The organism is Acrocarpospora macrocephala (assembly GCF_009687865.1).
Lineage (GTDB): Bacteria > Actinomycetota > Actinomycetes > Streptosporangiales > Streptosporangiaceae > Acrocarpospora > Acrocarpospora macrocephala.
On sequence record NZ_BLAE01000064.1, the window covers coordinates 20,372 to 38,120 of the forward strand.

The window sequence follows — 17,749 nt, forward strand, 5'->3', positions numbered from 1 at the left end:
CACAATGGGCGTGCCGTACGGAGGAGAACATGATGGCCAAGTACCTGCTGCTCAAGCACTACCGGGGCGCGCCGGCGGCGGTCAACGACGTACCGATGGACCAGTGGACGCCGGAGGAGCTTTCGGCCCACGTGCAGTACATGCGGGACTTCGCCGCTCGGCTGGAGGGTACGGGCGAGTTCGTCGACGGTCAGGCGCTCTCCCCGGAGGGGACGTTCGTCCGCTACGACGGCGAAGGGCGGCCGCCGGTCACCGACGGCCCGTTCGCGGAGACCAAGGACCTGATCGCCGGCTGGATGGTGATCGACACCGAGACCTACGAGCGGGCGCTCGAGCTGGCAGGCGAGTTGTCCGCGGCTCCGGGTGCGGGTGGCAAGCCGATCCACGAGTGGCTCGAGGTGCGCCCGTTCATGGCCGAGCACCCCCCGGTGATCGAGTGAACGAGTCGCTGCTGCGGGAGCTGGTGCCCGTGGTGATCGGTGTTCTCGTCCGTCGCGGAGCCGACTTCGCGGCGGCCGAGGATGCCGTGCAGGACGCCCTGGTCGAGGCCGTACGTGTGTGGCCGGACGACCCGCTGCGGGATCCCAAGGGCTGGCTGATCACCGTGGCTTGGCGGAAGTTCCTCGACGCCGCCCGCGCGGAAACCTCGCGACGGCACCGCGAGCTACGCGTCGAGAGCGAGCCCGCGCCGGGTCCGGGCGAATCGGCCGACGACACGCTCCGGCTGTACTTCCTGTGCGCGCACCCGTCCCTGACGCCGGCTTCGGCCGTCGCGCTCACGCTGCGGGCGGTCGGCGGTCTGACCTCGCGTCAGATCGCGCAGGCCTACCTGGTGCCGGAGGCGACCATGGCCCAGCGGATCAGCAGGGCCAAGCGCACCGTCTCGGGCGTACGGTTCGACCAGCCAGGCGACGTCGCCACGGTGCTGCGCGTGCTCTATCTGGTCTTCAACGAGGGCTACTCCGGCGACGTCGACCTCGCCGCCGAGGCGATCCGGCTCACTCGCCAGCTGGCCGTCATGACCAAGCATGAGGAGGTCGCGGGCCTGCTCGCGCTCATGCTGCTGCACCACGCCCGGCGTCCGGCCCGGACCGCTCCCGACGGCAGGCTCGTGCCGCTGGCCGAGCAGGACCGCGGCCTGTGGAACACCCGCCTGATCGCCGAGGGGGTCGACGTGCTCCAGGCGGCCCTGGCCCGCGACCGGCTGGGCGAGTTCCAGGCCCAGGCCGCCATCGCCGCGCTCCACGCCGACGCCAGGACGGCCGAGGAGACCGACTGGGTGCAGATCGTCGAGTGGTACGACGAGCTGGTGCGCCTCACCGGCAACCCGGTGGCCCGCCTCAACCGGGCCGTCGCGGTCGGTGCAGCCGACGGCGCGCGGGCCGGTCTGGCCGCGCTGGCTGAGCTCGACCCCGCCCTGCCCCGCTATACCGCCGTCGCGGCGTACTTGCACGAGCGTGACGGCGACCCGGTGACCGCGGCCCGCCGCTACGCCGAAGCCGCCCGGCAGGCGCCCAGCCTCCCCGAACGCGACCACCTCACGCGACAGGCCGCACGGCTCAACGCGCAGCTGCGCAGTTGAGCGCCGACGCGAGGTGGTCCTCAAACGTTGCGCAGGACCGACACCACGATGCCCAGCACCACGGCGCCGGCACCGTCGATGACGTCGTAGGCGGGGTTGCGCGGTTCGAGAACGACATGCTCGCCGCGTCGGCGGTACACCTTGACGGTCGCCTCCCCGTCGATCATCGCGGCGACGATCTGACCCGAGTGCGCCTCGGGCTGCTGCCGGACCACGACGATGTCGCCGTCGCAGATCGCCGCGTCGATCATCGAATCGCCCCGCACCCGCAGCCCGAAGACGGTGCCCCGGCCGGTGAGGTCGCGGGGCAGGGTCAGCGTGTCGTCCACGTACTGCTCGGCCGGGATGGGAGTGCCCGCGGCGATGTCGCCGACCACGGGCACGCTCACCAGGTCGGCGGCAGGGTGCGGCGCCGAGGAGCGCAGGAACAGCCGCACGTCGATCGGCCTGGTCATGGCCGTGCCCCGGCGGAGGAAGCCCTGCTCTTCCAGGCTCTTGAGGTGTTTCGACACCGACGAGGGTGAGCGCAGCCCGACCGCGTGGCCGATCTCACGGGTGCTCGGCGGGTATCCGTACCTGACCACCCAGTCCCGGATCGTGGCCAGGATCCGCTGCTGGCGCTGCGGCAGGACCGAGGAATCCAGGTATTCGAACATGTCAGCATCGTCGTAGGCGGTCACCTGCGACATGCTAAGGTCCAGCGCCCACCGCAGTGCCATCGGTCGAGGAAGCCATCCGCATCATTGTTCTTCCTTGGGATGTCGTCAGACTTCTTCGACGCTGCTCGGCTCCCGTCGGGTCAGGTCGATACCGAGCTCCTCCGCGGCGCGGAAGACGTCCTCGTCGGTGTCGCGCATCTCGATGGACATGCCGTCGCTGGAGAGCACCTCGACGTTCAGGCACAGCGACTGCATTTCCTTGATGAGGACCTTGAAGGACTCCGGGATGCCCGGCTCGGGGATGTTCTCGCCCTTGACGATGGCCTCGTAGACCTTCACGCGGCCCAGCACGTCGTCGGACTTGATGGTGAGCAGTTCCTGCAGCGCGTAGGCGGCGCCGTAGGCCTCCAGCGCCCACACCTCCATCTCGCCGAATCGCTGCCCGCCGAACTGCGCCTTACCACCCAGCGGCTGCTGGGTGATCATCGAGTACGGCCCGGTCGACCGGGCGTGGATCTTGTCGTCGACCAGGTGGAGCAGCTTGAGGATGTAGATGTAACCGACCGAGACCGGATAGGGGAACGGCTCGCCGGAGCGGCCGTCGAACAGCCGGGCCTTGCCGCTCTGCTCCACCATCCGGTCACCGTCGCGGTTGGGGATGGTGTTGCCGAGCAGGCCGACGATCTCCTCCTCGTGGGCGCCGTCGAAGACCGGCGTGGCCATGTTGGTGCGCGGGGCGACCTTCTCGAAGCCCTTGTCACGCAGCCGCTCGGCCCAGGCCTCCTGGATGCCGGAGATGTCCCAGCCGCGCGCGGCGATCCACCCGAGGTGGGTTTCCAGGACCTGGCCGACATTCATCCGGCCGGGCACGCCCAGTGGGTTGAGGATGATGTCGACCGGGGTGCCGTCCTCCAGGAACGGCATGTCCTCGACGGGCAGGATCTTGGAGATGACGCCCTTGTTGCCGTGCCGGCCGGCCAGCTTGTCGCCGTCGGTGATCTTACGCTTCTGGGCCACGTAGACGCGGACCAGTTCGTTGACGCCCGGAGGCAGCTCGTCGCCCTCCTCGCGGGAGAAGACGCGAACGCCGATGACCTTGCCCTGGTTACCGTGCGGCACCTTCAGCGAGGTGTCGCGGACCTCACGCGCCTTCTCCCCGAAGATCGCGCGCAGCAGCCGCTCCTCCGGGGTCAGCTCGGTCTCGCCCTTCGGGGTCACCTTGCCGACCAGGATGTCACCGTTGACGACATCGGCCCCGATCCGGATGATGCCGCGCTCGTCCAGGTCGGCCAGGACCTCCTCGGAGACGTTCGGGATATCCCGGGTGATCTCCTCGGGACCCAGCTTGGTGTCACGGGCGTCGACCTCGTGCTCCTCGATGTGGATCGAGGACAGGACGTCGTCCTGCACCAGGCGCTGGGAGAGGATGATCGCGTCCTCGTAGTTGTGGCCCTCCCATGGCATGAACGCCACGAGCAGGTTCTTGCCGAGCGCCATCTCACCGGTGTCGGTGCAGGGGCCGTCGGCGATGACCTGGTTGACCTCGACCCGGTCGCCCTCGGCCACGATCGGCTTCTGGTTGAAGGAGGTGCCCTGGTTGGAGCGCTTGAACTTGGCGATCCGGTACGTCGTACGCGTGCCGTCGTCGTTCATGACGGTGATGTAGTCGGCGGAGACCTCCTCGACCACACCGGCCTTCTCCGCGCTGACGACGTCGCCCGCGTCGGTGGCGGCACGGTATTCCATGCCGGTGCCGACCAGCGGGGCCTCGCTCCTGAGCAGGGGCACCGACTGACGCTGCATGTTGGAGCCCATGAGCGCGCGGTTGGCGTCGTCGTGCTCCAGGAACGGGATCATGGCGGTGGCCACCGACACCATCTGGCGCGGCGACACGTCGATGTAGTCGACCTCCTCGGCCCGGGCGAGCTCGGTCTCACCGCCCTTGGTGCGGACCAGGACGCGGGCGTCGGAGAACGAGCCGTCGGCGTTGAGCACGGTGTTGGCCTGCGCCTTGACGTAGCGGTCTTCCTCGTCGGCGGTGAGGTAGTCGACCTGTTCGGTCACCTTGCCGTCGACGACCTTGCGGTACGGCGTCTCGACGAAGCCGAAGGCGTTGATCCGGCCGTAGGAGGCCAGCGAGCCGATCAGGCCGATGTTGGGGCCTTCCGGCGTCTCGATCGGGCACATCCGGCCGTAGTGGGACGGGTGCACATCTCGGACCTCGAAGCCCGCCCGTTCCCGGGACAGACCGCCGGGACCCAGCGCGTTCAGACGCCGCTTGTGCGTCAGGCCGGCCAGCGGGTTGGTCTGGTCCATGAACTGCGACAGCTGCGAGGTGCCGAAGAACTCCTTGATCGACGCCACCACCGGGCGGATGTTGATCAGGGTCTGCGGCGTGATCGCCTCGACGTCCTGGGTGGTCATGCGCTCCCGGACGACGCGCTCCATCCGGGCCAGGCCCAGCCGGACCTGGTTCTGGATGAGCTCGCCGACGCTGCGCAGGCGGCGGTTGCCGAAGTGGTCGATGTCGTCGACCTCGACGATCACCTCGCCGTTGGCGCCCGGCATCGACTCCTCGCCCGCGTGAAGGCGGACGATGTACTCGATCGTGGCGACGATGTCCTCGTCGGTCAGAGTGCCCTGAGTGATCTCAGAATCGACCCCGAGCTTCTTGTTGATCTTGTATCGGCCGACCTTGGCCAGGTCGTACCGCTTGGGGTTGAAGTAGAGGTTCTCCAGCAGGGTCTGCGCGGACTCCTTGGTGGGAGGCTCACCCGGGCGCAGCTTGCGGTAGATGTCGAGCAGGGCGTCATCCTGGCCGGAGGTGTGATCCTTCTCCAGGGTGGCGCGCATCGACTCGTACTGACCGAAACGCTCGAGGATCTTCTCGTTGGTCCATCCCAGTGCCTTGAGAAGCACGGTGACGGCCTGCTTGCGCTTGCGGTCGATGCGGACGCCGACGCTGTCGCGCTTGTCGATCTCGAACTCGAGCCAGGCACCCCTGGAGGGGATCACCCGGCAGCCGTACAGGTCCTTGTCGGAGGTCTTGTCGGCACTGCGGTCGAAGTAGACACCGGGCGAACGGACCAGCTGCGAGACCACGACACGCTCGGTGCCGTTGATGACGAACGTGCCCTTCGGCGTCATGAGCGGGAAATCGCCCATGAACACCGTCTGGCTCTTGATCTCACCGGTGGTGTTGTTGATGAACTCCGCCGTCACGAACATCGGGGCGGAGAAGGTCATGTCCTTGTCCTTGCACTCATCGACTGAGTACTTCGACGGCTCGAACCGGTGGTCGTGGAACGACAGGGACATGGTCCCCGAGAAGTCCTCGATAGGACTGATCTCCTCGAAGATCTCTTCGAGGCCCGACTGGGTCGGGACGTCCTTGCGCCCGGCCTGACGAGCCGCCTCTACCCGGGCCTGCCACTTCTCGTTTCCGAGCAGCCAATCGAAAGACTCGGTCTGCAGGGCAAGGAGGTCAGGAACCTCAAGAGCCTCCTGGATGCGCGCGAAAGAGACGCGACGGGGACCAGCGGGTACGGCGGAAGCGTTGCGCGAGGCTGCCAATAGATGTCCTTCCGGAGGGCACGGATGGAATCGAGCTGCGCGCACGCCAAAACGCCCCGACAGAATTCGGGGCGTCGAAAGGCAGCGCGAAGGAGCAGCATAACGCAAACTGAAACGTATGTCCACACATACTATAAGCGTCAACCTCGGTGCCGCCTTCAGCTTCCCACAGCCGGGTGGACTCGTCAACTCTTACGATCGCGCGTTGACTTGTGCCGGAAACTGGTCCTTGCGTTCAAGCGCTTGAGGTGTGCCAGGCTGCCCGCGTGACAGCCTTCACCATCCAAGAGGTGGCACGGCGCAGCGGGCTGAGCGAACCGACGCTGCGCTATTACGAGCAGGTCGGGCTGGTCGGCCCGATCGACCGCGACGAGAACAGCGGGCATCGCCGTTACCGTGCCGAGGACCTCCACACGCTCGAGTCGCTGGCCTGTCTTCGCGCGACCGGCGTGGGCATCGAGGACATGCGCACCTACCAGGCCAACCGCACCCGCGGGCAGGCGGCGGCCGAGCAGCGCGATCTGCTGCTGCGCCATGCGGAGCGCATCGAGGCCGAGATCGTCGCCCAGCAGGCGCGACTGGGCTACCTGCGCGAGAAGGCGGCCCTGTGGGAGGCCCGCGACCGCGGCGACACCGCCGCGGAGGCCGAGGCGATGCGGCGTTCCATGGACGCGGCCGTTCGCTTGAGGGTGCTGCGATGAGCCCGGTCCTGGTCACCGGCGGGTCCGGTTACGTGGGCACGCAGCTGATCGCCGCGCTGCTGCGGGCCGGGAACCCGGTGCGCGCCACGGTGCGCTCGACGGCCCAGGAGGCCGAACTGCGCGCGGCGGTGCGCCGCGGCGGCGCCGACGACGCCGGCTTGCAGATCGTCGCCGCGGACCTGACGGCCGACGACGGTTGGCCCGCCGCCGTGGCCGGCTGCGAGGAGGTCCATCACGTCGCCTCACCCATCCCGTCCGTCCAGCCCGAGGACCCCGACGAATTGATCGTCCCCGCCCGCGAGGGCGCGCTGCGGGTCCTGCGTGCCGCGCGCGACGCGGGTGCCCGGCGTGTCGTGCTGACCTCGTCGTTCGCGGCGATCGGCTACACGCCCAAGCCGGGCGCGGAGTTCACCGAAGACGACTGGACCGATCCCGACACGCCGGGCTTGGCGCCCTACCCGCGCTCCAAGACGATCGCCGAGCGTGCCGCGTGGGACCTGATGGAGCGCGACGGCGGTGACACCGAACTGGTCGTGGTCAACCCGACGGCGATCTTCGGGCCGACCCTGACGACCCAGGTCCGCTCCACGATGCTGCTGGTCAAGGCGATGCTCGACGGGACGATGAGCGTCGCTCCCCGGGCCCGTTTCGGTGTCGCCGACGTACGCGACGTGGCTGACCTGCACATCCGCGCGATGGCCGCGCCGGAGGCCGCGGGCAAGCGCTTCCTGGCCCTCGCCGACGACCCCGCGATGAGCTTCGTCGAGGTGGCCGACATCCTGCGCCGGCGGCTCGGCCCGCTGGCCGCGCGCGTGCCTACGCCGGAGGCGCCGGGGGACGATCCGCCGCGGCCGATCATCCACAACGGGCCCGCGAGGAGCTCGGCTGGCGTCCGCGCGCCGCCGAGACGACGATCGTGGAGTCAGCCGAGAGCCTGCGCGACCTCGGCCTCCTGGCGGGTTAAGTACTACTAGCGCTTGCTGAACACCGTCTCGGGGCGCTCCTCCTTCACTCCGTCCACGATGATGTCGACGAACTCGTTGTAGAACGCGACGTGGTCCTTGATCGGCGCCGCGGCCGGGATCGGGTCGTGGTATGCCCATGCCACGTCGGCGGGCACGCCCTCGACGGGTTCGCGCAGGGACCAGTAGGACGCCTCGCCCTTGTACGGGCAACGCGTGCTGCTGTCGGTCGGCTCCAGCAGCGAGAAGTCCACGTCGCCGGGCGGCACGTAGTAGCGCGTCGGCAGCCCGGTCTCGTACAGCAGCACCGGGGCGCGCGTGTCGGCGACCACCCGGCCGCCGATCTCGACCCGTACGTGCCGGGAACTGGGAATCGGGTCCACCCGCTTGTACGGATCGCGTGGGTGCACGAAAATCTCCTCCTCTTCCTCGTACCAGTGGTCCAGGACCGGCACCGCGTGCCGGAACCAGGCGATCGACAGGTGGCCGGGCAACCGCGGGTGGACGAACGCCGCGTCCGGCAGCGTCTGCCCGTCGACGGTCAGGTCGAAGTGATCGGGCCGGTCCTTGGCGGGCGTGAGCAGGTCGGTGCGCACGTCCTCGATCGGGAAGGCGTAGCGAGGGACCGGGTAATCGGGCTCCCACACCAGCAGCGGCGCCTTGCTGTCGACGACCGTGGTGCCGCCCTTGACGCCGCGCACCCAGCGGCGGCTCGGCTCCCAGTTGAACGTCCCGTCGTAAGGCATCTCAGACCTCCGCGAGTTCCGCCACGTACGGCCGGCCTTCGCGCCACGCCGCCACCTGGTCGGGGCGGCCGAAGACCTGGAGGTAGTCCTCCACCTGGTTCTTCGCCTTGTCCCACAGTAGCGCCAGTTCGTAATCGGTGCCGTCGTCGCCGACGAACGGCGCCAGCGGCTCGATGACCGTGTCCAGCGACGGGTGCCAGAACACGCCGGTCGAGCGCCGCGTCACCGTACCCCCGGCGACGACGCGGTGGCGGCCGGCGGTGAGCCGGTCGTTGGTCCACTTGGCCAGGATGTGGCCGGAGAACACCTGGAGCGCGCCGGGCACGATCGGCACCGGGATCCAGCTGCCGTCGGGCGCCTGCCCCTGCAGGCCGGCATAGTCGCCGCGCTGGTGCAGCACCGTCAGGGCCGAGCCGTCGGCGTGCTCCAGGAGCAGCAGCTTGTCGTCGTCCTCCTGGTCGACCGGCCAGGTCGGGTAGTCGTTGACGACGAAGCTCGTGTAGTAGGGGCGGCCGCCGACCGGGAACGTGTCCACGGAGACGCCGAGGACCTTGGCGTACAGGGCGAGGACCTGCTCGGCGACGCCGACCGAGGCGTCGTGGTAGGCGCGGGCCACCGCGCGCAGGCCCTCGGGCCACACGTTCGGGTGCTTGTACAGCGTGGCGTGCTCCTCGGCGAGGCCGGCCGCGCGTGCCTCCTCCGGGGAATCGAACTGGCCGATGTTGAAGCGCTCCAGCTCGAGGCGGCCGAAGTCGTCGGGCCACTGCCGCCAGCCGCGGAACGGGTGCCCGGTGGGGCTGGCCAGCTTGGCCTTCTCCGCGCGCGGCAGGTCGAGCACGGCGCCGATCCGGTCGTGGAAGTCGTCGATCAGCTCCGGCGCGACGCCGTGGTTCACCACCTGGATGATGCCGACCCGCTCGGCGGTCTGGAGCACGGAGTCGAGCAGGGCCGGCGGGGCGTCGTCGCTGAGGGCGAGCTGGAGGTCGACGACGGGAATCTGGACGGTCACGGGGTTCCTCCGAGGGTCGTGTGCAGATCGGTGGTCACGTGGGCATCGGGCACGCGGGATTCGAACTCCTCGACGGCGGCGGCGTCGATAAGAGGCCCGCGCACCAGGACGACGGGCGCTTGCACGGCGGTCAGCGGGGACCACAGGGTCTCGTCGTCGAGGACGGGCGCGGCCGGCAGCTGGTGCCGCCACGCCCACCGGCCGTCGGCCTCCTGGATCAGTTCGGTGCGCGCGTCGTCGGCCGCGCCTGGACGGTGCTCCGCGAGCCACGCGCGCACCTCCTCCGGCGAGGAGTGCGCCTGGTAGGCGGGGAACGGGCCGAGCGTCCCTGGCAGCGTGTCGACGAGGACCAGCCGCTCGATCAGCTCGGGGTGGCGGATGGACAGGGCGATCGCGGTCAACGCGCCGAGCCCGGCACCGGCGACGACCTTCCGGCCGGGCGCGAACGAGCGGATCGCCTCGGCGACCGGACCGGCCAGCCGGCGCGGCGCGTACACGCCGTTCTCGCGCCGGTCGGACCGGCCGTGGCCCGGCAGGTCGATGGCCAGCGCGGGCCGGTCCAGGGCCAGCAGCAGCCGGTCCCACTGCCGCGCGCTGCGCCCGGCCTCGTGCAGCAGCACCAGGCCGGACGGCGGCGCTCCCCAGGTCAGGCCGCTCACGTGACCGCCCGCGACGGTGCTCACCCAGCGGCGCTTGACGTGGCGCGGCCCGGGGGCCTGGACGCCGATTTCCGCCGCGACCTCGGCGAGCGAGGCGAACTCCCGCTCGGCTACTTCAGTGGACATGACGCCTCCGTTGAGAGGGCTCGTGACCGGCCGCCCGCAGCAGGCCGATCGTGTACGGGTGACGGGGCTCGCGCAGGATCCGCTCCGCGGGCCCTTCTTCGACGATCCGGCCGCCGCTCATGACCACCACGCGGTCGGCCAGCTGGTAGACGACGGCCAGGTCGTGGGAGATGAACAGGTAGGAGACGCCGGTGCGCGCCTGCTGGTCGGCCAGCGTGCGCAGCACCCCGGCCTGCACGCTGACGTCCAGCGCCGACACCGGCTCGTCGCAGACGATCAGGTCGGGCCGCCCGGCGAACGCGCGGGCGATGGCCACGCGCTGCTTCTGCCCGCCCGACAGCCGGCTCGGGCGCACGTCGAGCAGGTGCGGCTCCAGCGCGGCGAGCGCGGCCAGCTCCGCGACACCGCCGCCGTCGCCGAGGGCTCGCGTGAGGATCGTGCGGACCGTGTGCGACGGGTTGAGCGAGGCGTCGGGGTCCTGGAACACCATGGAGATGCGCCGCCGGGTGGCCGGGTCGCGCCGTCCGACCTCGGTGGGCAGCTCGGCGCCGTCCAGGGTGATGGCGCCGCCGCCGCGGCGTCCCAGGCCGGCGACGGCGCGGGCGAGCGTGGTCTTGCCGCTGCCCGACTCGCCGACCAGCCCGACGATCTCGCCCCGCCCGATCGCCAGCGACACGTCGTCGAGCACCTTGGTCTTCCCGTAGGCCCGGGTCAGCCCCCGGACCTCCAGCAGCGGCGTGACGTCGTGCCCGCGGTGCGCGCGCTCGGCTCCGATCCGCGGCGCGCTGTCGAGCAGGGCCCGCGTGTACGGGTGCCGGGGCTCCGACAGCACCCGGGCAGCCGGGCCCTCCTCCACGAGGCGGCCCGCGTACAGCACGCCGACGTCGTCGCAGAGGCGGCCGACCAGGGCCAGATCGTGACTGATCAGCACGATGGCCGCGCCGATCTCGGCGCGCAGCGCCCAGATGAGATTGAGGATCTCGCGTTCGACGGTCGCGTCCAGGCCGCTCGTCGGCTCGTCCAGGACCAGCAGCCGGGGACGGCCGGCCAGCGCGGCGGCGATGACGACGCGCTGCTGCTGGCCGCCCGACAGCTGGTGCGGGTAGCGGCGGGCCACCTCGCCCGGCAGCCTGACCTTGGCCAGCAGCCCGGTCACGTCGCCGCGCGGGCGGCCCTGGATCCGCAGCGCCTCGGCGAGCTGGGCGCCGACGCGCATCGTCGGGTCGAGCGCGCTGCCCGCCTCCTGGTGCACGACCGCCAGCGCGGACGCCCGCCAGGCGCGCAGCTCCCGGGGCGGCAGCGCGAGCACGTCGGCGCCGTCCACCTCGATCCGGCCCGCCGTGACCGCGCCGCCGGACGGCAGGTGCCGGCCCAGCGCCCGGCCCAGCGTCGTCTTGCCGCTGCCCGACTCCCCCACCAGCCCGTACGTCCGGCCCGGCGCGATCGAGAACGACACGTCGTGAACGACCGCCACGCCCTGGTAGGCGACCGACAGGCCGTCGACGGTGATCACGCGTGCTCCCGGCGTCCGCGCAGCGCGTCGGCGGTCAGCGCGATGCCGACCACGAGCGAGGCGATGGCCAGGGCGGGCGCGAGCACCGTCCACGGGGCGACGGTCAGCCAGAGCCGGTTGTCCGACACCGACGCGCCCCAGTCGGGCGAGCCGGGCGGCTGGCCGAGGCCGAGGAACGACAGGGTGGCCGCCGCGAAGATCGCGTCGCCGAACCGGGAGGTGGCCTCCACCAGCACGGTCGGGCCGATGTTGGGCAGGATCTCCCGCACGGTCGAGCCGCCTCTGAGCCGGACCGCCTCGACGTAGGCCTTCTCGCGTTCCACCAGGGTCGCCGCCCGCACGCTGCGCGCCACGATCGGCGTGAACGCGCCTGCGATGACCAGCACCATGACCGTCACCGACCGGCCGGCCAGCGCCACGAACAGCACGGTCGCGATGACCGCGGGGAAGATCGCGACCGCGTCCAGGACGCGCATGATGATCTCGTCGACGAGCCCGCCCAGCGTCCCCGCGGCCAGCCCGATCGCCGTGCCGAGCAGCACGCCCAGCACCGTCGCGGGCGGTGCGACCTGCAGGACCGGCCGCGCGCCCGCGAGCATCCGGGAGAACGTGTCGCGCCCGAACTGGTCGGTGCCCAGCAGATGCGCGCCGCCGGGCGCGAGGAACCGGGCCAGCGGATCCTGCGCCTCCGGGTCGTACGGCGCGAGCGCCGGCCACAGCGCGGCGACGACGGTCCAGGCCGCGATGAGCGCCACGCCGACGCTCAGCGCGACCCGGAACCGCCCACGGGTCCGGGTGACTGCTCGGACGGCAGTCGCATCCGCCGCGCTCACGACGTCACCGCCCCAAGCCGGACCCGCGGGTCTAGCAGCCGGTACGCCACGTCGGCGCCCAGCACGATCACCATGTACAGCAGGCCGAGCACCAGCGCCGCCGCCTGCAGCACCGGCAGGTCCTTGTCCACGGCGGCCTGCAGCAGCAGCGCCCCGATGCCCGGGTAGGTGAACAGCAGCTCCACCGACACCAGCCCGCCGAGCAGAAACTGCAACTGCACGCCCAGCGCGCTCGCCGCCGGCACCGTGGAGTTGCGCAGCACGTGCCGCCGCACCACCTGTCCCCGCGTCAGTCCCCGCAGCTCGGCCGCGCGCGCGTACGGGCTCTCCACCGAGGCGACCGTGCCGGCGCGGACGTGCCTGGCCACGTAGCCGGTGCACAGCAGCACCAGTGACAGCGCCGGCAACGCCAGGTGCCACAGCACGATCAGCGGCCCCGACCCCTCGGGAGCCTGCGCGCCCGAGGGGAACCAGCGCAGCTTCACCGCGAACACCACCAGCAGGATCACCCCGGTGACGAACTCGGGCACCGCGCCGAAGGCCAGCCCGCCGACGCTGATCACCCGGTCGGCGGCCCGGTCGTGCCGTACCCCTGCCCACAGCCCCAGGCCCACCGCGACCGGGGCGAGCAGCGCGAACGCGACGCCGGCCAGGAGCAGCGAGTGCCCGAGGCGGTCCAGCACCAGGTCGTGGACCGGCACGCCGAGCGTGTACGACTCGCCCCAGTCGCCAGTGAGGAAGCCGCCCAGCCAGTCGGCGTAGCGCTGGATCCACGGCCGGTCCAGGCCGAGCTGCTCCCGCAACGCCGTCACCGACGCCTGGCTCGCCTCGCGGCCCAGGATGGTGCGCGCCACGTCGCCGGGCACCAGCTCGGTGGCGGCGAACACCAGCAGCGACACGCCGAGCAGCGTGAGCGGCACGGTGGCGGCGCGGCGCAGCAGGAAGCCCTTCACAAGGCCGTTACCTCGCTGAAGTCGACGTAGCTGGCCGGGTGGGCCTGGACGCCCGCGAACTTCGTCCCGTTGTAGGCGCGCACGGTGCCCGCCCACACCGAGATGATCACCGGCACGTCCTCGTGTAACGCGGTGGCGATGATCGCCGCCTGCGCGCGCCGATCCTCCTCCGTGGTGGCCGCGTCATACGCCTGGGCGGCCTCGTCGAGGGCCGGGTTGGCGTACTTGGAGCCGTTCCAGACGCCGTCGCTCCTGACCATCGGGATGATGAACTGGCTGGGCACCGCGCGGCCCGCCCAGCCGACCAGGTTGGCGGCGGTGAACAGCCACGGCGTGTCCTTCTCCTGGTCGCCGCCGTAGAAGTCGGCCGACGTGCGCTGGTCCAGCTGCACCTCGATGCCCGCCTGCTTGAGCTGATTCTGCAGGGTGAGCGCGAGGTCCTTGCTGGGCGGGTCGAAGGTCAGGTCGAAGCTGAGCTTCTGCCCGCCGAGCAGCTCGGCGACCTTGGCCGGGTCCTTGGCCCGCTGCGGGATGTCGGTCGGCGCGGCCGGGAAGAGGGCGGCGAACAGGTGGTCGTTGCCGAGCGCGCCGACGCCGTCGTAGATCGTGGTGTTCACGCCCGGCCGGTCCAGCGCGTACGCCACGGCCTGCCGGTTCTCCTTGCGGTCGAACGGCGGCTGGTCGGTGCGCAGCGTGAACGCGGTCAGGCCGGTGCCCGGCACCTGGTCCACCACGATGTCGCCGGCGCCCTTGAGCGGCCCGACGAGCTGCGGCCGGCTGAGGATCTGCGCGTCGATCTCACCGCTCTGCAACGCCAGCAGGTCGGCCTGGTCGTCGGCGTAGAACTTGATCTCCACGCCGTCCAGGTACGGCTTGCCCTCCTGCCAGTACGTCGGGTTGCGGGTGAACACGGCGCCCGTCGACACGTCGTACGTCGTGAGCGTGAAGGGCCCGGTGCCGATGATGTCGCCGCCGCCGGTGTAGTCCTTCTTGAGGATCAGCGCGTTGTAGTTGCCGGCCGAGACCAGGTACGGGAAGTCGGAGAAGGCCCGCTCCAGCGTGAACGTCACGGTGTGCGTGTCCGGCGCGGCGACGCCGCCCGCCTTGAGCACGCCGTCGAACGCCGACAGGGCGGCGGACTTGGAATCCGGGTCGAGCAGGCGGTCGAAGGACGCCTTGACGGTCTCGGCGTCCAGCGGGGTGCCGTCGGAGAAGGTGACGCCCTGGCGGATCGTGAACGTCCACGTCGTGCCGCCGTCGGTGGTCTCCCACTTCTCCGCCAGGCGCGGCTCGAGGGTGAAGTCCTTGTCGAGCCAGATCAGGTAGTCGGCCACGAGCTGCACGATCGCGATGGCGGTGCCGTCGTACATGGTGACCGGGTCGACCTTGGTCGGCGGCGGGGGTGACCCGGCCTTGAGCACGCCGCCGCGCTTGGGCGTCTTCGCGGGCTCGGTGGTCGGAGTGGTCTGGGCGGTCGTCCCGGTACCGCAGGCGGCGAGGAGGGCGGTCAGTGCCGCCCCGCCGATGAACACGCGTCGGGACAGGCCGGGAAGGCGGGTGAGTACGGCGTTACCGGGGTCATCCATATTCACACTATTTAGGTAGGGATTGAGGGTTGTCAATGGCCTAAATCTCTACCAGTAGTACATGAAATATGACAACGTTGCCACCCTCGCCGGGCCGGGCATGGCATGCCTCAACCGGAGGGTGGCTGCAACGCGTTCTACTCTGAAGCCTCTGCCGGGTCTCCGGCCTGAACGTGTTCCACCTGGCGGCGCGAGCGGGTCAAGATCACGCCGAAGGCCAGCGCGAGCGCGCCGAAGATGAGCGCCGCCAGCGGGAGGGTGGACCTGATCAGCCGGACCTGGTCGGCGCTCGCCCGGACGGTGGCGACCTGCGCGTCCACGGTGGCCGGGGTGAACTTCGCGGTGGCGATGAAGGCGGGCATGCGCTCCACGCCGTCCGCCGTCTTCAGCACCTCGTGGCGCTGCTGCTGCTGGTCGACGGGGGCGCCGGTGGTGGGCTCCACCCAGTACGTCACCACGCCGTCGTACACCCGGTCGACCTTGACGTTGCCGGTCTCCGGCAGGTCGAACAGGGAGGCGGGCGCGTCCAGCGTGTCGATGACGGTCGGGGGGACCTTCTGCTCGAACTTGTAGACCTGGAGCCCGCCGACCGTCTCCTCGCCGACGAACACCGCGTCGTACGCCTTCTTGGTGGTCGGGTTGAAGACCTTGTACGTCTTCTTCTCCACCCCGAACGGGAACAGGTAGATCTGGCCTTCCAGCTTCACCGGCACCTTGTCGATGTTGGCGTTGCAGCAGTTCACGCCGACGCCGTTGTACTTGTTGAAGGCGCTGCGGAACTCGGAGAGCGAGATGCCCTCCTTGTTGTTGGTGATGTCGTTGACGGCGGTGAACTGGTCCCAGACGACGTGGTCGCCGGTGGCCTGGGCCACGTCGCCGCGGGTGGTGACGGTGATGTCCAGGTTTCCGGTGAGGACCTTCAGGTCGCCGATGCTGAAGTAGGTGGCGTTCTGGGCGGCCAGCTTGGTGATGCCGTACTGGTCGCCGGGGGCCTGGACCAGGCGGTCGGCCACGGGATACCTGAGCAGCGGCGCGAGGACGACGAGAAAAGCCCCGAGTGCGATGAGGGTGATTCCGAGCCCGCGGCGCATCGCTCCTCCATGACCTGAAACATGGTTCTATTTCGCGTCATGGTAGAGCTTGTTGTGACTTGCGTCACTGGGGATACTGAAAAGTAACCGAAACATGTTCTAGGGCGCTTTGCGGGCGTGCACGGTCAGGATCGCGGCCGCCGGCGGCCAGTGGCGAAGCAGGCGGTCGACCGGTTTCAGGGGTTTGGGGACGTCGTGGTAACCCGCCCCTCGCACGATCAACTCCGCGAAGCCGTACGCGAGGAGGAACTCGCGGAGCGCGGGGAGCGTGAACAGCCGCAGGTGCCCGGCCACCGAACTGCCCGGGCGGCCGAACACGTGCACCATGCTGACCTCGGAGAACACCGGCTGCATGCCGAGTAGCAGCATGCCTCGGTTGAACCAAGCTGCCAGGTTGGGCGTCGACAGCAGCAGATGCCCGCCGGGCCGGAGCACCCGCCGCAGCTCCACGATCGCCGCGTCCGGATCGACCAGGTGCTCGATCACCTCCGAGAAGATCACCACATCCACCCGGCCGGAGGCCACCGGCAGCCCGGGATGGGCGGCGCCCCCGCGCACCACCGTCAACCCCTTGCGACTGGCCGTCCGCAACGGCGCCGCCGCCCAGTCCATGCCGACCACCCGATGTCCGGGCGCGGCCTCGACCGCCATCCGGGTGATCCCGCCGTCCCCGCAGCCCACGTCGAGAATCGTCAGCGGCTCACTCGCCGCCCCTGCGATCTGCCGGAGAAACCCGACGATCCGCGCGGTCCGATCCTCGGCCGCCGACACCGGCGTCTCCGGATTCTCGTAAAAGTCACGCAGCTCGGCCATCTGCCTCATTCGGTATCGATGTTTCTGGTTCGCGCAGGCCTTCCGGCCGGTACAGCACGAGGCCCACCACCAAGGCGATCGCCGCCGATCCCCCGCACACCCAGGGCGCGGGACCTCGGGCGAAGCCGAGCACGATGATCGTGGGGCGGAGGTCGTTCGCGTGGGTGGTCGTTTCCTCGGGTGGGGTGTGGAAGTCGGCGGCGAGGGCGGTCAGGCGGGGGACCCCGTCGGCGGTTCTGATGGTCTGGTTCTGGGTTTCGCGGACGCGGAGCGGGGTTCCGGTAACCGGTTCCACCCAGTAGGTGCGGTCGACGGAGGCGTACAGGTAGGCGGGGACGTCCTTGTAGGCGGGCAGTCTGCCGCCGGGGACCGGGCCGACGCGGCGGTCGGGGATCGTCTGGTGGTAGCGGTATACGGTCAGCCCCGAAATACGCTCCTCGCCCTCGTAGCGCATGGGCTGGGTCTGCAGCGTGACCGGATCGAAGAACGGATAATCCCGGCGCCCGGCGAAATATGGCCACTTGTAGGCCAAGCCCGACTGCTCGACGTCGGTCTCCCCGACGTACGCCCCGCAGCACGTCACGACCAGTCCCGACGTCTTGTCGAACGCGACCCGGCGATCGCTGTAGGCGAGCACGATCCCGGTCGACGTCTGCACGGTCGTCGTCCCGTCCCAGACGACAAGATCGGCGGTGGCCGCGTTCGGATCACCGCGAACGGTCGAAACGGCCTCCACGTCGAGCCCGGTCAGCACCTTCCCGCTCGCCTGATCGAGACCTTCCGCCCCAACGGCGCGCAGCCGGAAAACCCCGTAATAGTCCTCCGGCGCCACCGCCAGCGCCCCCAGCAGGTAGGTGGGCACGACCACCGCGAGCACCCCGAGAAACCCCGCCACCGCGAGCAGGAGGAGACCCGCCGACCGCCGCATCCGACTCCCCATCCG

16 protein-coding genes are annotated in these 17,749 nt (G+C 70.3%); 4 read left to right on the top strand and 12 right to left on the bottom strand.

Annotated elements, in window-relative coordinates:
* The first annotated feature begins 32 nt into the window (after nt 1-32).
* The gene (locus Amac_RS41330) at nt 33-440 is read left to right on the top strand and encodes a YciI family protein (protein ID WP_155359975.1); all 408 of its coding nucleotides are present in this window, start codon (nt 33-35) and stop codon (nt 438-440) included.
* On the top strand, nt 437-1,582 hold the full coding sequence (locus Amac_RS41335; RefSeq protein WP_155359892.1) for an RNA polymerase sigma factor: 1,146 nt from the start codon (nt 437-439) through the stop codon (nt 1,580-1,582). The genes Amac_RS41330 and Amac_RS41335 overlap by 4 nt, the downstream gene beginning before the upstream one ends.
* 20 nt (nt 1,583-1,602) lie before the next feature.
* Here the strand turns inward: Amac_RS41335 and lexA are convergent, their stop codons facing one another.
* Together lexA and rpoB are read right to left on the bottom strand one after the other, a co-directional pair.
* Entirely contained in the window at nt 1,603-2,271 is a 669-nt protein-coding gene (lexA, locus tag Amac_RS41340; protein WP_218041608.1) for a transcriptional repressor LexA, read from the bottom strand.
* A 75-nt stretch (nt 2,272-2,346) separates the two neighbouring features.
* Nucleotides 2,347-5,814, bottom strand: a complete 3,468-nt coding sequence (gene rpoB / locus Amac_RS41345) for a DNA-directed RNA polymerase subunit beta (RefSeq protein ID WP_155359894.1) — start codon at nt 5,812-5,814, stop codon at nt 2,347-2,349.
* A 266-nt stretch (nt 5,815-6,080) separates the two neighbouring features.
* Here rpoB and Amac_RS41350 point away from each other — a divergent pair, with 266 nt between their 5' ends.
* A complete protein-coding gene (locus Amac_RS41350; protein WP_155359895.1) occupies nt 6,081-6,515 on the top strand; it encodes a MerR family transcriptional regulator in 435 nt (144 codons plus the stop codon).
* Nucleotides 6,512-7,489, top strand: a complete 978-nt coding sequence (locus tag Amac_RS41355) for an NAD-dependent epimerase/dehydratase family protein (RefSeq protein ID WP_218041598.1) — start codon at nt 6,512-6,514, stop codon at nt 7,487-7,489. The genes Amac_RS41350 and Amac_RS41355 overlap by 4 nt, the downstream gene beginning before the upstream one ends.
* Here Amac_RS41355 and Amac_RS41360 read toward each other — a convergent pair.
* The 10 genes from Amac_RS41360 to pgfA (Amac_RS41400) form a co-directional block, all read right to left on the bottom strand.
* Nucleotides 7,486-8,223: a DUF427 domain-containing protein gene (locus tag Amac_RS41360; RefSeq protein ID WP_155359896.1), complete on the bottom strand. Its 738-nt coding sequence runs from the start codon at nt 8,221-8,223 to the stop codon at nt 7,486-7,488. The genes Amac_RS41355 and Amac_RS41360 overlap by 4 nt on opposite strands.
* 1 nt (nt 8,224) lies before the next feature.
* A complete protein-coding gene (locus tag Amac_RS41365) occupies nt 8,225-9,232 on the bottom strand; it encodes a 2-oxoglutarate and iron-dependent oxygenase domain-containing protein (protein WP_155359897.1) in 1,008 nt (335 codons plus the stop codon).
* Nucleotides 9,229-10,017 carry an alpha/beta fold hydrolase gene (locus Amac_RS41370; protein WP_155359898.1) on the bottom strand — a complete coding sequence of 263 codons (789 nt, stop codon included), beginning with the start codon at nt 10,015-10,017 and terminating at the stop codon, nt 9,229-9,231. Before Amac_RS41370 ends, Amac_RS41365 begins: the two co-directional genes overlap by 4 nt.
* Nucleotides 10,007-11,530 (bottom strand): dipeptide ABC transporter ATP-binding protein, encoded by a 1,524-nt coding sequence (locus tag Amac_RS41375; RefSeq protein WP_170322921.1) that lies wholly within the window; start codon nt 11,528-11,530, stop codon nt 10,007-10,009. Before Amac_RS41375 ends, Amac_RS41370 begins: the two co-directional genes overlap by 11 nt.
* Nucleotides 11,527-12,363: an ABC transporter permease gene (locus Amac_RS54085; RefSeq protein WP_170322922.1), complete on the bottom strand. Its 837-nt coding sequence runs from the start codon at nt 12,361-12,363 to the stop codon at nt 11,527-11,529. Before Amac_RS54085 ends, Amac_RS41375 begins: the two co-directional genes overlap by 4 nt.
* Nucleotides 12,360-13,316, bottom strand: a complete 957-nt coding sequence (locus tag Amac_RS41380) for an ABC transporter permease (protein ID WP_155359900.1) — start codon at nt 13,314-13,316, stop codon at nt 12,360-12,362. The genes Amac_RS54085 and Amac_RS41380 overlap by 4 nt, the downstream gene beginning before the upstream one ends.
* Complete coding sequence (locus tag Amac_RS41385) at nt 13,313-14,902, bottom strand: ABC transporter substrate-binding protein (RefSeq protein ID WP_155359901.1); 1,590 nt, start codon at nt 14,900-14,902, stop codon at nt 13,313-13,315. The genes Amac_RS41380 and Amac_RS41385 overlap by 4 nt, the downstream gene beginning before the upstream one ends.
* Nucleotides 14,903-15,039: 137 nt before the next feature.
* The gene (gene pgfA, locus Amac_RS41390) at nt 15,040-15,993 is read right to left on the bottom strand and encodes a cell envelope lipid trafficking protein PgfA (RefSeq protein WP_155359902.1); all 954 of its coding nucleotides are present in this window, start codon (nt 15,991-15,993) and stop codon (nt 15,040-15,042) included.
* A gap of 99 nt (nt 15,994-16,092) precedes the next feature.
* Nucleotides 16,093-16,806, bottom strand: coding sequence for a class I SAM-dependent methyltransferase (locus Amac_RS41395; RefSeq protein ID WP_218041599.1), 714 nt, complete (start codon nt 16,804-16,806; stop codon nt 16,093-16,095).
* Nucleotides 16,790-17,734 carry a cell envelope lipid trafficking protein PgfA gene (gene pgfA, locus Amac_RS41400; RefSeq protein ID WP_170322923.1) on the bottom strand — a complete coding sequence of 315 codons (945 nt, stop codon included), beginning with the start codon at nt 17,732-17,734 and terminating at the stop codon, nt 16,790-16,792. Before pgfA (Amac_RS41400) ends, Amac_RS41395 begins: the two co-directional genes overlap by 17 nt.
* Nucleotides 17,735-17,749: the final 15 nt, after the last annotated feature.

Excerpts from the sequence above, each read along its gene's own strand:
- Amac_RS41385 (WP_155359901.1), bottom strand. The coding sequence starts at position 14,902 with ATGGATGACCCCGGTAACGCCGTACTCACCCGCCTTCCCGGCCTGTCC.
- Amac_RS41370 (WP_155359898.1), bottom strand. The coding sequence starts at position 10,017 with ATGTCCACTGAAGTAGCCGAGCGGGAGTTCGCCTCGCTCGCCGAGGTC.
- Amac_RS41355 (WP_218041598.1), top strand. The coding sequence starts at position 6,512 with ATGAGCCCGGTCCTGGTCACCGGCGGGTCCGGTTACGTGGGCACGCAG.
- Amac_RS41395 (WP_218041599.1), bottom strand. The coding sequence starts at position 16,806 with ATGGCCGAGCTGCGTGACTTTTACGAGAATCCGGAGACGCCGGTGTCG.
- Amac_RS41330 (WP_155359975.1), top strand. The coding sequence starts at position 33 with ATGGCCAAGTACCTGCTGCTCAAGCACTACCGGGGCGCGCCGGCGGCG.
- pgfA (WP_155359902.1), bottom strand. The coding sequence starts at position 15,993 with ATGCGCCGCGGGCTCGGAATCACCCTCATCGCACTCGGGGCTTTTCTC.
- pgfA (WP_170322923.1), bottom strand. The coding sequence starts at position 17,734 with ATGCGGCGGTCGGCGGGTCTCCTCCTGCTCGCGGTGGCGGGGTTTCTC.
- lexA (WP_218041608.1), bottom strand. The coding sequence starts at position 2,271 with ATGTCGCAGGTGACCGCCTACGACGATGCTGACATGTTCGAATACCTG.
- Amac_RS41360 (WP_155359896.1), bottom strand. The coding sequence starts at position 8,223 with ATGCCTTACGACGGGACGTTCAACTGGGAGCCGAGCCGCCGCTGGGTG.